The following is a 13,554-nucleotide window of genomic DNA, read 5'->3' as shown; positions in this document are numbered from 1 at the left end:
GTCAGGAGGCGTACACCTCGAACTCGGAGAGCTGGCCCGCGGGCCATCCCGTGTTCGCCGTGAACGTCAGCCGCAGGTAGCGGGTGGTGGTTCCGGCGGGCAGCGTGATGGTCGCGCTGTTGCCGCTCGCCGGGTCGAAGGTGTAGCCCGCGGAACCCTTCAGGGTGCTCCACGAGGAGTTGTCGGTGCTCCCGAGCACACTCAAGGTCTGCGTGCGGGTGCCCCAGGCCGCCGGCGGCGGCAGCTTGAGGACGATCCGGCCGGTCGCGGTCGCCGCGCCCAGGTCGACGGTCACCGACTGCGGGAAGGCGTTGCCCGCGCTCTCCCAGTAGCTGGCGGAGTTTCCGTCGTTGGCGTTGCGGGCCACGTAGACGTCACTGGTGCTGGTGGCGCTGATGCTCTTGCCCGCGGCCAGGTTGCTGTTGGCCGGCGGGGTCGTCGGGGGAGTGGTGGGCGGGGTCGTCGGCGGCGTCGTACCGGTGTGGCGGACCTCCAGCTCGGAGAGCTGCGCGGCCGGCCAGCCGGTGTTGGCCGAGACGGTCACCCGGACGTAGCGCACGTTCGCGGCGGTGAAGCCTGCGGTGACGGTGTTCGCGGACCCGGGGTCGAACGCGTACGCCTTGGGTGCGGCCAGCTGGCTGAAGGCCGTTCCGTCGGCGGAACCGAGCACCGCGATGCTCTGCGAGCGCGACTCCCAGCCCGGCGGCAGCTTGAACGTCACACTGTCGACGCTCGTGGCCGCGCAGAGATCGACCGTCAGCGACTGCGGGAACGCGCCGCCGCTCTCCCAGTAGCTGCCCGCGTTGCCGTCGACGGCGTTGGCCGCGCTGTAGGAGCCGTTGACGCTGGTGGCGGTGACGGGCTTGCCCTGGGCCAGGTTGCCGGTGCCCGGGACGCAGGTCGGCGGGGTGGTCGGGGGAGTGGTCGGCGGCGTCGTGGGCGGGGTGGTCGGCGGGTTCGAGGGATCCGACGGGATGCCGCCGTTGGTCCAGATCGGGGCGGGCCAGTTGCCGGTGCAGGTGGAACCGGTGTTCCAGCCGGAGTTCCCGCCGCCGTCGACGATCACGAAGCTCGCGCCGACGCAGTTGTGGATCGGGGTGGCGGCCTGGGCGATGTGCTTCGCCTTGACGTTGGTGAACTTCATGTTGGCCTGCACCTGGGCCTGGATGGCGTAGGTGCCGGCGCCGTCGATGTTGACATTGGTGAAGTTGACCCCGGTGACGCCGCCCTCGATCGTCTGGATGGCCTCGTACGAGCTGTCCAGGATGTCGGTGTCGGTGATGTTGATGACCGCGCCGCTGATGGCCTCGTTCAGGCCGTCGAACCAGATCGCGCCGACCCCGAAGTTCCAGTTGTAGTCGCTGTTCCCGGTTCTGATCAGGGTGTTGCGGGCCGCGGTGATGGTGCCCGCGACGGCGGTGCCGTTGCCCGAGGTCACCCCGGGGTAGCGGTTGGCGATGTGCAGGCCGCCGCCGTTGGAGATGGTGTCCGCCATCACGTTGTCGGAGATCGTGAAGTTCTTGCCGCCGTAGGTGACGATGTTGTTCGCCAGGATCGGCAGGATCACCGTGTTGTGGGTGAAGGAGTCACCGACGTTCGCGACCCGCTCCGGCCAGGACGCCAGCCCGTCGTCACCGAGGTTGCGCAGGAAGGTGTTGGTGACGGTGGAGTTGGTCACTCCGGTGTGGAAGTTCACGCCGTCCGCGGTCTGGTCCAGGATGCGGCTGTTCTTGATGGTGAAGTTGTCCATCGGGCCGTCCATCCAGGCACCGACCTTGGTGTGCTGGATCCACAGGTTGTCGACCACGGAGTTGGACATCGCGCCACCGAGGGCGTTGACCTGGTCGTCGTCCGAGCGCTCGCGGATGTCGCCGATGATGGCGAAGTCCTTGAGGGTGACGTTCCGGCTCGGCCCGTTGGCCTCCTGCGGCCGCACCCCGCCGGTGTAGCCGCCGCCCGGGACGTACTTGCCGTAGATGCCCGCGGCGCGGTTGCGGTTCACCGGGTCGCGCCCGCCGAGCACGCTGTACCACGGCCCCGCGCCCGCCAGGGTGACCCCGTCGACGACGACGTGGTCGTAGAGGGTGAAGTTGCCCTGCGGGATGTAGACCGTCTTGCCCTGCGCCTGTCCGGCGTTGACCGCGGCCTGGAATTTGGCCGTGGAATCGGCCGCGCCGGTCGGGTCCGCACCGAAGTCGGCGACCACGTCGAGGGCGCCGGCCGGTTTGGCTATCGGGGCCGCGACCTGCTCGAAGTCGGCCAGGTCGATGGTGAACGTGGGGGAGGCGGCGGTGGAGGCCACCTGCAGCCGGATCTTCGTCCCGGCCGGCAGCGTCGAGCCCAGCAGGGTCCGGGTCTCGTCGTAGAAGTGGTGCGGGTTGGTGTCGCCCGGGTTGTTGTTGAACGGGTAGCCGCCGTAGTACCAGCTGTACTTGGAGGTCACCGGCACGCTCTTCAGCGTGGAGCCGTTCACCTTCAGGTCGATGGCCGCGTCCCGCCCGGCGCCGTCCGACGTGTCCGGCAGGCTGTAGCGGAACGACATGGCGTTCGCCGGGGCGGTCAGCGTGAACTCGGCGTACTGCCCGACCGCGTTCAGCGTGACGGCCTGCCGGCCCTGCGCCTCGGACGGCAGCTTGCCGTACAGCCGGTCCGGTCCGATCACGGTGCCGTTGGTGGCGGCGTACTCCGCCTCCTGCTCCTTGAACGGCACGACCGCGCCGCGGTTCGGAACATCCAGCGGGGACAGCGCGGCGACGCCCGCCGCGTGCGCGGCGGGAGCGGTGGCGAGACCCACCCCGGTCAGCGCGGCGGCCGCGCTGACGACGAGGGAGACGATCGCGGTGGTACTGCGCCGGAGGCGGGGACTTGGGGGTGCATGCATCACAGAGGCACGTCCTTGCAGGTCGAAGGTGGGGGGCGAGCGGCGCACATTGCGGTCGCGCTGCGGGCGTGTGTCGTGGGGGTTTCGGCCGGGCGTGGGAGAGACTACGAGCACCCCTGCAGCAAGTCCATAAGTCTGCGCAATATTGCGACGATCAAATGCAAAGACAAGCTAGTGCCGTGGCACAAACGGATGTTGAGCTGGGCGTCGTGGGCCAGGCGGGACTTTCGCAACACCCTTTAGCGGATGGCGAAGACTTCGATCCCGTCGAGCATGCGGTGGGCGATGGCCGCCGGCATCCGGACGGGGGCGATGGCGGGCGGCATCGCCATCGGCCCGGTGCTCAGCGGGATGCGGCTGGAGCACTTCCGCGAGCGCGCCTTCAGCGGCTCCCTCGCGGTGAACGTCCTGGCCATGCTCGCCACCGTGGGCTTCGCCATCGTCCTGACGCAGTACCTTCAGTCGGTGCTCGGCACGAGTCCGCCGCGGGCCGCCCTGTGGGCGCTGGTGCCGTCCTTCGTGGTCGGCGCGACCGCTCCGCTCGCACCCGGTCTCGCCGGGCGCGGCATCAAACCGGGCCTCCATCATGTGCGCCGGGTTCCTGCCGGCCGCCACCGGGTTCCGCGCCGTGACCCTGGTGGGGGCGGACTCCCCGCTGTGGTGGCTGCTGGTGGCGTCGAGCGGCTACGCCTCCGGGCTGGTCCTGGTGATGGCGCTGGTCACCGAGATGGTGATCGGGGTGGCGCCGCCCGAGCGGGCCGGCGCCGCCTCGGCCTTCCCGGAGTCGGCCACCGAACTCGGCGGCGCGCTGGGCATGGTGGTGGTGTGCGTCGCGGCGGCCGTCCTCGCGCTGTACGCGCTGCGGAACGTGGCGGCCGTACCGCCCACCGGCCCGGCGGATCGGACGGACCCGACGGCGCCGGTGGGCGAGCGGCGTCAGCCGCGCGGGTACACCGAGGACAGCACGGACGGCAGTGCGTACCAGTCGGCGGTCACCAGGCTTCCGTGCCGCGCGGCGACCTGCGCGGCCTTGGCCGACGCCTCGGCCTCCGTCGGATGCGTGCCGTCGATGGCCGGCGCGACCTTGTTCACGTCCGTCATCACCACGATGTAGTGCCGGCTGTCGTACCAGGCGGTGTCGATCCCGCCGTCCACATAGGCCGCGGCGTCACCGTCGAAGAACACGAACCAGGGGCGGAGCGTCGCGTCCGGGTACCGGGAGGTCCGGGGGTCGGCCGCCGCCGCGCCGTGCACGGCGGGGAAGGCGGCCGCCTGCGGGAGCGTCCCGGCGGCGGCGAGGTTGCGCAACCGGGTCGCGTACTCCTTGTCGGTCCACAGGCTGTCGAACGGGTTGCTCTCCTCGACGGTGCCGGGGATCAGGTCGACGAGGAACTTGCCCGCCAGCGCGGCCCGCGTCGGCCAGGCGTTGGCGAGCGCCGCGGCGTCCAGGGTGCCCCGGCCGCCCACCAGGTCCGCCGGGCGGTACAGGGCGCTGCCGAGCTTGCCGCCCACCAGGGTGTCGAACTCGTCGGGGCCCAGGCCGCCCTTGTCGTTGAAGCCGTCCTTCATCTCCACCTTGAGCAGCACCGGTGCGTGCCCGGGGTGCGCGTCGCTCCACGCCTTGATGTCGGCGAGGCAGCCGTCGAATCCCTGGTTGACCGGCTTGACGCGCAACTGGGAGGCGTTGGCGGCGTTCTCGCAGTTGTTGTTGTTGCCGAAGGGGTTGTCGTGCCCGACGCGGAACTTCGTGCCGCCCAGCGAGTTGGTCCAGACGTCCAGTTCCAGCAGCGCGGCGCCGGAGTCCAGCGCGTCCGCGAAGTAGGGGTACTTGGCCTTGTCGTACGCGTTGTGCACCCCCACGCCGGTGCTGCCGGAGTAGGGGAGGGCGTCGGTGCCCGCCGCCTGCGATCCGGTCGGGGCGAGCAGGGTCAGTGCCGCCGCCGCGGCGAGCGCCGCCGCTGCCGATGTGCGTCCGAACATGCGCATGAGCCGCCTCCCGTTGAGAGCAAGTGGGAAGCAGATTAAGGGGGTTGTCCTACCGCGGGATGATCGTGGAACGACGGGACGTGAACTACTTGGTGCCGACGGACAACGGGGGCGCCCTCAACCCGTGATGTCCACGATGAAGTTGTCAAAGATGTGCGCACCGCGGCGGCCGCCGGTCTCGGTGAGGGCCTTGCGCAGCGCCGTCAGCCCATCGACGCCCAACTGCAGCGGCGGCTCGTCGGGCTGGTACGTGGTGCCGCGCGGATACGCCTCGCCGGGGGTGGTGGTCATCTCGACGTGGCAGCCCAGGATGTGGGTCACCGGGCGGGTGGCGCAGAACTCGAGCAGCCGGTCGACGGTGGCGGTGAACGCGGCGGTGTCCTGGACGTAGAGCATGCCCGGGTAGAAGGAGTCACCGGTCAGCAGCAGACCGGTGGCCCGGTCGTAGAGGACGACGGCCGCCTCCTGGTGGCCGGGGCCCGGGATCACGTCCACGATCCGGCCGCCGCCGAGGTCCAGCGCGCCCCGGGTGTCCGGCCAGCCCGTCAGACCGAAGAAGGCGGTCACGTCCGCCAGACCGGTGCCCACGACCGTGGTGTCCGGGCGGCCGGCGAACTGGCCGTCGGCCGCGATGTGGTCGCCGTGCCCGTGGGTGTGGGCGACCAGCAGCCCGTAACCCGGCCGGGGCCGGCGTACGAGACGGTCCTCGATCAGCGCGTCGACCGTGCGGCGCAGCGGGAAGTACCGCTCGTCCGCGGTGGCCCCGGTGTCCACCAGCAGGGCCCGGTCCGCGCCGAGGAGGAGGAACACGAACGGCGCCTCGAAGTGCACCGACATGTTCTGCCGCAGGATCAGCGTGTTCTCGTCGAACGCGTGCACCTGGATCTCCGGCGCGGGGTCGTGCTTCGCCGACGGCCAGCCGGCGTGCCACCGCACGTCGAGGTCTCCCGGCCCGGCCGGCGGCCCGCTGAACTCGTCCATGGGGCGACGCTACAGGGCGGCCGCCGGTGCGCCGATACCCGCGGCCGCGGCCAGCCGGCTGAAGGAGTCGAGCAGTTCCGCCCGGTCGAAGGTGCTGGTGGTCACGAGGACCTCGTCGGCGCCGGTGCGACCCACCAGGGCGCTGAGCGCCGCGGCCACCTCGTCGCCCGTGCCGTGGATCTGGCCCTCCAGCGCCGCGTCGAAGTACCCGCGCTCCCGCTCGGACATCCGCAGCGCCTCCACCTCCGCCGCCGGCAGGAGCGGCGGGAAGGCGCCGTGGGTGCGGGAGTACGCGCTCGACCAGGCCTCGGACAGCAGCAGCCGGCGCGCGTCGCCCGGCGTCGCGGCGGCCGCGGCGTTGGCGGAGACCACGACGTACGGTTCGGCCGACCACGCGGAGGCGCGGAAACCGTCCCGGTACCGCTCGATGGCGCGCAGCATCGGGTCCTCGCCGCGGACGGCGCCGATCACCAGCGGCAGCCCCAGCGCCGCCGCGTGGTCGGCCCCGGAGCCGGTGGCCAGGACGAACGCGGGCGGCCGCAGGCCCTCGGCGGGCCAGGCGTGCACCTCGGGGTGCGTCCGCTGGTCGCCGGTGAACCAGCCGAGCAGCTCCGTCAGCTGCGCGCCGAAGTCCTCGGCCGCCTCCTTGTCACGTCCCAGCGCCCGCCGGATGCCGTCGGTGAACCCGACCGACCGGCCCAGGCCCATGTCGACACGGCCGGGGAAGAGCGCCTCCAGGACCCCGAACTGCTCCGCCACCACCAGCGGCCGGTGATTGGGCAGCATCACCCCGCCCGTGCCGACCCGGATCCGCGAGGTGGCGGCCGCGACGGCGCCCGCCAGCACGGTGGGCGCAGAACCGGCCACCCCGGGCACGCTGTGGTGCTCCGAGACCCAGAAGCGGCGGTAGCCGAGCTCCTCGGCCTGCCGGGCGAAGCGGACCGTGTCCCGCAGCGCCTGGGCGTGGCTCTGTCCCTGGCGGGTGCGCGACCGGTCCAGGACGGACAGCGGGGTCCCTCGAAGTGCTGATGTCACCTTCGGTTCAACGCTGTGGATCACGGGGGATTCCCGGCCGTGGATCGCGGGCGATTCCCGGCCCGATTGCGCCGTCCGGCCCCCGGTGGCGTTCCGCCGGGGGCCGAATCCGGGTTCCTCCGCGAAAATGGGGCAAACGATCAGGACAGCCGAGCCCCAGGAGGCATTGCCGTGCCGATCGCGACCGTGAACCCGGCGACGGGCGAGACGCTCAGGACGTTCGAGGCCCTCGATGCCGCCGGGATCGAGGAGAAGCTCGCCCGCGCCCATGCGGCCTTCCGTGAGTACCGCACGACCCCCTTCAGCGAGCGCGCCGACCGGATGCGCCGGGCGGCCGCGCTGCTGGAGGAGGAGGGCGAGGACATCGCCCGCACCATGACCACCGAGATGGGCAAGACGCTCGTCGCCGCCCGCGCGGAGGCCGCCAAGTGCGCCAAGGCCATGCGCTGGTACGCGGAGCGCGCCGAGGGCCTGCTGGCCGACGAGCACCCGGGCCAGGCCGACGTCGAGGACTCCGGCGGCGCCCGCGCCTTCGTGCGCTTCCGGCCGCTGGGCGTGGTGCTCGCCGTCATGCCGTGGAACTTCCCGCTGTGGCAGGTGGTCCGGTTCGCCGCGCCGGCCCTGATGGCGGGCAACACCGGTCTGCTCAAGCACGCCTCGAACGTCCCGCAGACCGCGCAGTACCTGGGTGACCTGTTCCACCGCGCGGGGTTCCCCGAAGGGTGCTTCCAGACGCTGCTGGTCGGTTCCGGTGCCATCGAGGAGATCCTGCGCGACGACCGGGTCGTGGCGGCGACGCTGACCGGCAGCGAGCCGGCCGGCCGCTCGGTGGCCGCGATCGCCGGTGACGTCGTCAAGCACACGGTCCTCGAACTCGGCGGCAGCGACCCGTACGTGGTCATGCCGTCCGCCGACATCGCGCGGGCCGCGAAGACCGCGGTCACCGCCCGGGTGCAGAACAACGGGCAGTCCTGCATCGCGGCCAAGCGCTTCATCGTGCACGCCGACGTGTACGACGAGTTCGCCGCGCTCTTCACCCAGGCGATGGCGGCCCTGCGGGTCGGCGACCCGATGGACGAGTCCACCGACGTCGGGCCGCTCGCCACCGAGCAGGGCAGGGCCGACCTGGAGGAACTCGTCACCGACGCCGAGAAGCTCGGCGCCACGGCGCTGTGCGGCGGGCAGCGCCCCGCCTCCCACCAGGCGGGCTGGTTCTACGAGCCGACGGTACTCGCGGGCATCACCGAGCGGATGCGGATCCACCACGAGGAGGCGTTCGGCCCGGTGGCCACGCTCTACAAGGTCGCGGACCTCGACGAGGCGGTGCGGCTCGCCAACGATTCGCCCTTCGGCCTCAGCTCCAATGTCTGGACCCGGGACGAAGCCGAACAGGAGCGCTTCGTACGCGACCTGGAGGCCGGCGGCGTCTTCTTCAACGGCATGACCGCCTCCCACCCGGCCATGCCGTTCGGCGGGGTGAAGCGCTCCGGCTACGGGCGCGAGCTGTCCGGACACGGCATCCGCGAGTTCTGCAACACCACCACGGTGTGGCACAGCGCCGCCTCCTGACGGTCGGCCGATCCATCGGTGACCCCCGGTGCCACTGTGGCGCCGGGGGTCACCGCTGAGCGGCGTGGACAGGACGCCGGGGGCGGTGTCGGGACGCGGGAGGGGCGGGTGTAGGGTCCGCGTCTCGTACATGCGCGGCTGAACGGGGCTGCCGCAAAGCGTTGTTCATGGAGGATTCATGCAGATGAAGCACCGCGGCCGGGTACGTACCGGTGCGATAGCCGTCGCCGGTTTCGCGGCACTTGTCGGAACGGGCGTCCTCGCCACTCCGGCGTCCGCGCACACGCCGGTCTGGTCGGTCACCTGCGACAAGGTCACCGTTGACCTCACGCAGTACAACAACCGGGTCGAGAACACCGTCACGATCACCGTGGACGGCAAGGACCTGCTGGCGACCACCACCTTCAAGGCCCAGTTCCACAAGGTGCTGGACCTGCCGAAGCACGGCAAGGACGTCGCCGTGCACCTCGTCGTCAAGGCGGGCGACACGGGCAAGCACAACTACGACAAGGACGAGACCCAGACGGTCGCGCCCTGCAAGGGTGACGAGGAGAAGCCGCCCACCACCCCGCCCACCACGGCGCCGACCACCCCGGCGACCACGACTCCGGGCACGCCGACCACCCCGGCGACCACGACTCCGGCCCCGACGCCGACGTCGAGCGCTCCCGTCGTCTCGCCGAGTCAGTCCACCCCGCCGGCCAACCTGGCCGAGACCGGTGGCTCCAGCTCCACGCCGATCATCGGCGGCATCGCCGCGGCAGTCGTGGCCGCCGGTGCGGGTCTGCTCCTCATGAACCGCAAGCGCCGCTCCGCGCACAGCTGATCCACCGGATCCCCCCGCAAACGGCATCCCCGTAGCGCGTCGGAGGGCCCGTACTCCTGGAACTCCCAGGGGTACGGGCCCTTCTCGCGGACAGCGGCGTCAGCCCTTCGGCCGGCCCGGCGCGCCCGGCGCGAAGTGCAGGAACGACTTCTCCTGGACGCGCTCGGCGATCCGCCAGGCGCCCGCGACCCGGACGAACACGTCGATATACCACATACCGCAGTGCAGCACCCCGCCGTCCGCCGCGCCCGGTTCGCCGGGCAGGACCAGCGGGTTGTGGCACATGGTGCGGCCGGTCGCGGTGTCGCCGTCGAGCCGGATCGAGGCGTTGCCCAGGAGGTGCTGGTAGGCGGGGAACTGCCCCATCACGGAGCCGAGGAACTCCTTGACCTGCGGGAGCGTGCCGCGCGGCCCGCCGGTCGCGGTGTAGTCGATGACGGCGCCCGCGGCGAACACCTCGTCGAGCAGGTCCCATTGCCGGGTGTCGACGGCGTGGCAGTAGTCGACCATCAGATCCTGTATCTCCAGCCGGTCGGAGATTTCGGTGAGCGTCAGCATGCGGCTCCCGGTACTTCGCGGCCCCGAGGGGCCGTTGGGCGGTCGGAACCGCCATGGATCGCACGGGCCGTGAGAGAAGTCAAGGGCGGTGGCCGTGCGGCGCCGGTGTCTGTGAATACGCGGGGAATCCGTCGGCCCGTTCGAGGTCGGCCACCAGGGCGACCGTAGGATCGGACCATGGATCTTCGACTGCCGCGGCGCAAGCGGTTGCTCACCGGCGCGGTGGTGCTCGCCCTGCTGGGCGGCGGCGGAACCTGGGCGGTGGCGTCCTCGGCCGCCTCGTCCGGAGGCGCCGCCGTGCACCAGGAGGACGCGATGCTTCCCGGGCAGGGGGAACGTCTCGACACGTCGTTCTTCACCGACGGCGGGACGCGGCGCCGGCCCGCCGTGCTGCTCGGGCACGGCTTCGGCGGCAGCAAGGACGACCTGCGCGACCAGGCCGAGAACCTGGCGCGGCAGGGCTACGCCGTGCTCACCTGGTCGGCCCGCGGCTTCGGGAAGTCCACGGGCACCATCGGCCTGAACGCGTCAGCCGGCGAGGTCGCCGACGTCAGCCGGCTCGTCGACTGGCTCGCCAAGCGGCCCGAGGTGCGGCTCGACGCGGCGGGCGACCCCCGCGTCGGCGTCGCCGGGGCGTCGTACGGCGGAGCGGTCTCGCTGCTCGCCGCGGGGTACGACCGGCGGATCGACGCCATCGCCCCGCAGATCACGTACTGGAATCTCGCCGACTCGCTCTTCCCGGGCGGCGTCTACAAGAAGTTGTGGGCCGGGATCTTCTTCTCCAGCGGCGCACGGACCGGCGACCCGGCGTGCGGGCGCTTCGCGCCGGACGTGTGCGCGATGTACCAGCGGGTCGCCGTCGCCGGGAAGCCCGACGCCGACGCCCGCGCCATGCTGGACAAGCTCAGCCCGTCCGCCGTCGCCGACCGCATCAAGGTGCCGACCCTGATCGTGCAGGGCCAGAGCGACTCGCTCTTCCCGCTCGGCCAGGCCGACGCCATGGCGAAGGCGATCGCGGCGAACGGCGCGCCCGTCGCCGTCGACTGGATCGCCGGGGGCCACGACGGCGGCGACCTGGAGACCGGCCGGGTCGAGGGCCGTGTCGCCGCCTGGTTCGACCGCTACCTCAAGGGCGACACGTCGGCCGGCACCGGCCCGGCCTTCCGGGTGACCCGCACCGGCGGGGTGAACTCCACCGACGGCCGCGCCGTGTTGCGCGGCGCGAGCGCGGACCGCTACCCGGGCCTGGCCGGCGCCTCGTCCCGCGAGGTCACGCTCGCCGGCGGCGAGCAGACGATCACCAACCCCGCGGGCGGCAGCCCGCCCGCGATCTCCGCACTCCCCGGCATCGGCGGCCTCTCCCAGCTGTCCAGCCTCGGCGCCGGCATCTCGCTGGATTTCCCCGGCCAGTCGGCGCGCTTCGACTCGGGTCCGCTCGGCTCCGGGATCCGCGTCACCGGCTCGCCCACTGTCACCGTGCGCGTCAAGGCATCCACCGACGACGCCGTGCTCTTCGCCAAGCTCTACGACGTCTCCGCGGACGGCCGCCAGTCGCTGCCCGCGCAACTCGTCACCCCGGTACGCGTCGAGGGCGCGGCCGGCGGGAAGAGCGTGGAGCTGCGGCTGCCCGCCGTCGACCACCAGTTCGCGGCCGGCCACCGGCTGCGACTGGTCCTGGCCGCCACCGACCTGGCCTACGCCTCACCGGCCCCGGCCGCCACGTACACCGTCTCGCTCACCGCTCCCGCGCTGACGCTGCCCACCGACCCCGGTGTCGCCACCGCGGCCGCCGGGCTGCCGTGGTGGACCTGGGGCATGCCGTTGGGCGCGGCCGTCATCGCCGCGCTGTTGCTGCTCGTCGGCCGCCGGCGGGTGCGGACGCCTGCCCCCGACCCGGCGCTGTCCGGGGTACCGCTGCAGATCACCGACCTGAGCAAGAAGTACGCCAAGTCGGCCGACCGCTACGCCGTCCGCGATCTGACGTTCCGGGTCGAACGCGGCCAGGTGCTCGGACTCCTCGGCCCCAACGGGGCGGGCAAGACCACCACCCTGCGGATGCTGATGGGCCTGATCCAACCCGACGGCGGCGAGGTCCGGGTCTTCGGCGAGGCCATCAGGCCGGGTGCGCCGGTGCTCTCCCGCGTCGGCTCGTTCGTCGAGGGCGCGGGCTTCCTGCCGCACCTGTCGGGGCGCGCCAACCTCGACCTGTACTGGCAGGCGACCGGACGGCCCGCCGAGGACGCGCACTTCGACGAGGCGCTGGAGATCGCCGGTCTCGGCGACGCGCTGCGCCGGGCGGTCCGCACCTACTCGCAGGGCATGCGGCAGCGGCTCGCCATCGCGCAGGCGATGCTCGGCATGCCGGACCTGTTGATCCTGGACGAGCCGACCAACGGCCTGGACCCGCCGCAGATCCGTGAGATGCGCGAGGTCCTCATCCGGTACGCGGCCGAGGGCCGGACCGTGATCGTCTCCAGCCATCTGCTCGCCGAGGTCGAGCAGAGCTGCACCCACCTCGTCGTGATGGACCGCGGACGGCTGATCACCGCGGGTCCGGTCGGCGAGATCACCGGTTCGGCCGACACCCTGCTCGTCGGGGTGGACGGCGAACTGCCGGAAGGGGTCCTGGAGAAGGTCGCCGAGCTGCCGGGCCTGTCGGGAGCGGTCCGCGGCGACGACGGCCTGCTCATCGCGCTGGACGGCATGACCGTGCCGCAACTCCTCGTCGAACTCGTCCGGCTGGACGTCCCGGTCACCCGGGTCGGACCGCAGCGCCGCCTGGAGGACGCCTTCCTCACCCTCATCGGAGGCAACGCATGAGCGCCACCGCCCCGGCTCCTTCCCCGGCCCCCGCTCCCGCCACCTCCACGGCCCCCGGCTACCGCCCGCGGCGCACCCTGCCGCTGCGGGTGGAGGCCATGCGGCAGTTGCGGCGCCGCCGCACCCTTGTTGTCGGGGCCGTGCTCGCCGCGCTGCCCTTCATCCTCATCGCGGCGTTCGCCATCGGCGGCCAGCCCGACGGCAGCGACAACCGCAACGGGCCCTCTCTCATCGACACGGCGACCGCCTCCGGCGCCAACTTCGCCGCCACCTGCCTGTTCGTCTCGGCGGGCTTTCTGCTGGTGGTGCCGGTGGCGCTGTTCTGCGGCGACACCATCGCCTCGGAGGCCAGCTGGTCCTCGCTGCGCTACCTGCTGGCCGCGCCGGTGCCGCGCACGCGGCTGCTCACCAGCAAGTTCCTGGTGGCGCTGGGGTTCAGCGCGGCGGCGATGCTCCTGCTGCCCGTGGTCGCGCTCGCGGCCGGCACCGTCGCCTACGGCTGGGGCGATCTGCAGATCCCCACCGGCGGGTCGCTGCCCGCCGCTACCGCGCTGCCGCGGCTGGGCATCGTCATCGCGTTCATCTTCGTCAGCCAACTGGTCACCGCGGCGCTCGCCTTCTGGCTCTCGACGATCACCGACGCGCCGCTCGGAGCCGTCGGCGGAGCCGTCGGACTCACCATCGTCGGCAACGTCCTGGACGCCGTCACCGCCCTCGGCTCCTGGCGTGATCTGCTTCCCGCGCACTGGCAGTACTCCTGGGCCGACGCCCTGCAGCCGCACCTGGAATGGTCCGGCATGATCCAGGGCGCGGCGGTCTCCGTCTCCTACGCCATCGTGCTGACCGCCCTCGCCTTCCGCGGCTTCCGGACGAAGGACGTCGTGTCCTGAATCCGCCA

General features: G+C 72.1%; 11 protein-coding genes. 4 read left to right on the top strand and 7 right to left on the bottom strand.

The genetic code is table 11. From position 1 onward, the window contains the following. Position 1 precedes the first annotated feature (1 nt). From M2266_RS06145 to M2266_RS06120, 6 genes are all read right to left on the bottom strand, one after another. Positions 2 to 2,881 carry a discoidin domain-containing protein gene (locus tag M2266_RS06145; protein WP_277437225.1) on the bottom strand — a complete coding sequence of 960 codons (2,880 nt, stop codon included), beginning with the start codon at positions 2,879 to 2,881 and terminating at the stop codon, positions 2 to 4. A 239-nt stretch (positions 2,882 to 3,120) separates the two neighbouring features. Continuing rightward, on the bottom strand, positions 3,121 to 3,321 hold the full coding sequence (locus M2266_RS06140; RefSeq protein ID WP_277437224.1) for a hypothetical protein: 201 nt from the start codon (positions 3,319 to 3,321) through the stop codon (positions 3,121 to 3,123). Positions 3,322 to 3,565: 244 nt separating this feature from the next. Next, complete coding sequence (locus M2266_RS06135; RefSeq protein WP_277437223.1) at positions 3,566 to 3,769, bottom strand: hypothetical protein; 204 nt, start codon at positions 3,767 to 3,769, stop codon at positions 3,566 to 3,568. Between the two features lie 48 nt (positions 3,770 to 3,817). Then, positions 3,818 to 4,861: a phosphatidylinositol-specific phospholipase C domain-containing protein gene (locus tag M2266_RS06130; protein ID WP_277437222.1), complete on the bottom strand. Its 1,044-nt coding sequence runs from the start codon at positions 4,859 to 4,861 to the stop codon at positions 3,818 to 3,820. Between the two features lie 123 nt (positions 4,862 to 4,984). Beyond that, complete coding sequence (locus M2266_RS06125; protein WP_277437221.1) at positions 4,985 to 5,848, bottom strand: MBL fold metallo-hydrolase; 864 nt, start codon at positions 5,846 to 5,848, stop codon at positions 4,985 to 4,987. Positions 5,849 to 5,857: 9 nt separating this feature from the next. Continuing rightward, the gene (locus M2266_RS06120) at positions 5,858 to 6,883 is read right to left on the bottom strand and encodes an LLM class flavin-dependent oxidoreductase (protein WP_277437220.1); all 1,026 of its coding nucleotides are present in this window, start codon (positions 6,881 to 6,883) and stop codon (positions 5,858 to 5,860) included. A gap of 171 nt (positions 6,884 to 7,054) precedes the next feature. On the opposite strand from M2266_RS06120, the gene M2266_RS06115 reads away from it, so the two are divergent. Continuing rightward, positions 7,055 to 8,452, top strand: coding sequence for an NADP-dependent succinic semialdehyde dehydrogenase (locus tag M2266_RS06115; RefSeq protein WP_277437219.1), 1,398 nt, complete (start codon positions 7,055 to 7,057; stop codon positions 8,450 to 8,452). Between the two features lie 178 nt (positions 8,453 to 8,630). Further along, positions 8,631 to 9,278, top strand: coding sequence for an LAETG motif-containing sortase-dependent surface protein (locus M2266_RS06110; RefSeq protein ID WP_277437218.1), 648 nt, complete (start codon positions 8,631 to 8,633; stop codon positions 9,276 to 9,278). A gap of 99 nt (positions 9,279 to 9,377) precedes the next feature. Here M2266_RS06110 and M2266_RS06105 read toward each other — a convergent pair whose 3' ends face one another. Next, entirely contained in the window at positions 9,378 to 9,836 is a 459-nt protein-coding gene (locus tag M2266_RS06105) for a nuclear transport factor 2 family protein (RefSeq protein WP_277437217.1), read from the bottom strand. 177 nt (positions 9,837 to 10,013) lie between these two features. On the opposite strand from M2266_RS06105, the gene M2266_RS06100 reads away from it, so the two are divergent. Both M2266_RS06100 and M2266_RS06095 read left to right on the top strand, forming a co-directional pair. Next, positions 10,014 to 12,656 carry an alpha/beta fold hydrolase gene (locus M2266_RS06100; protein ID WP_277437216.1) on the top strand — a complete coding sequence of 881 codons (2,643 nt, stop codon included), beginning with the start codon at positions 10,014 to 10,016 and terminating at the stop codon, positions 12,654 to 12,656. Further along, positions 12,653 to 13,546 (top strand): ABC transporter permease, encoded by an 894-nt coding sequence (locus M2266_RS06095; protein ID WP_277437215.1) that lies wholly within the window; start codon positions 12,653 to 12,655, stop codon positions 13,544 to 13,546. The genes M2266_RS06100 and M2266_RS06095 overlap by 4 nt, the downstream gene beginning before the upstream one ends. Positions 13,547 to 13,554: the final 8 nt, after the last annotated feature.

The organism is Streptomyces sp. SPB162 (assembly GCF_029504575.1).
Lineage (GTDB): Bacteria > Actinomycetota > Actinomycetes > Streptomycetales > Streptomycetaceae > Actinacidiphila.
Note: the sequence above shows the minus strand (reverse complement) of the source record. Positions and strands in the feature narration are given on the sequence as shown.

Coding starts and splice junctions, on each gene's coding strand:
- M2266_RS06095 (WP_277437215.1), top strand. CDS start 12,653: ATGAGCGCCACCGCCCCGGCTCCTTCCCCGGCCCCCGCTCCCGCCACC.
- M2266_RS06105 (WP_277437217.1), bottom strand. CDS start 9,836: ATGCTGACGCTCACCGAAATCTCCGACCGGCTGGAGATACAGGATCTG.
- M2266_RS06100 (WP_277437216.1), top strand. CDS start 10,014: ATGGATCTTCGACTGCCGCGGCGCAAGCGGTTGCTCACCGGCGCGGTG.
- M2266_RS06130 (WP_277437222.1), bottom strand. CDS start 4,861: ATGTTCGGACGCACATCGGCAGCGGCGGCGCTCGCCGCGGCGGCGGCA.
- M2266_RS06125 (WP_277437221.1), bottom strand. CDS start 5,848: ATGGACGAGTTCAGCGGGCCGCCGGCCGGGCCGGGAGACCTCGACGTG.
- M2266_RS06140 (WP_277437224.1), bottom strand. CDS start 3,321: ATGGCGAAGCCCACGGTGGCGAGCATGGCCAGGACGTTCACCGCGAGG.
- M2266_RS06110 (WP_277437218.1), top strand. CDS start 8,631: ATGCAGATGAAGCACCGCGGCCGGGTACGTACCGGTGCGATAGCCGTC.
- M2266_RS06145 (WP_277437225.1), bottom strand. CDS start 2,881: ATGCATGCACCCCCAAGTCCCCGCCTCCGGCGCAGTACCACCGCGATC.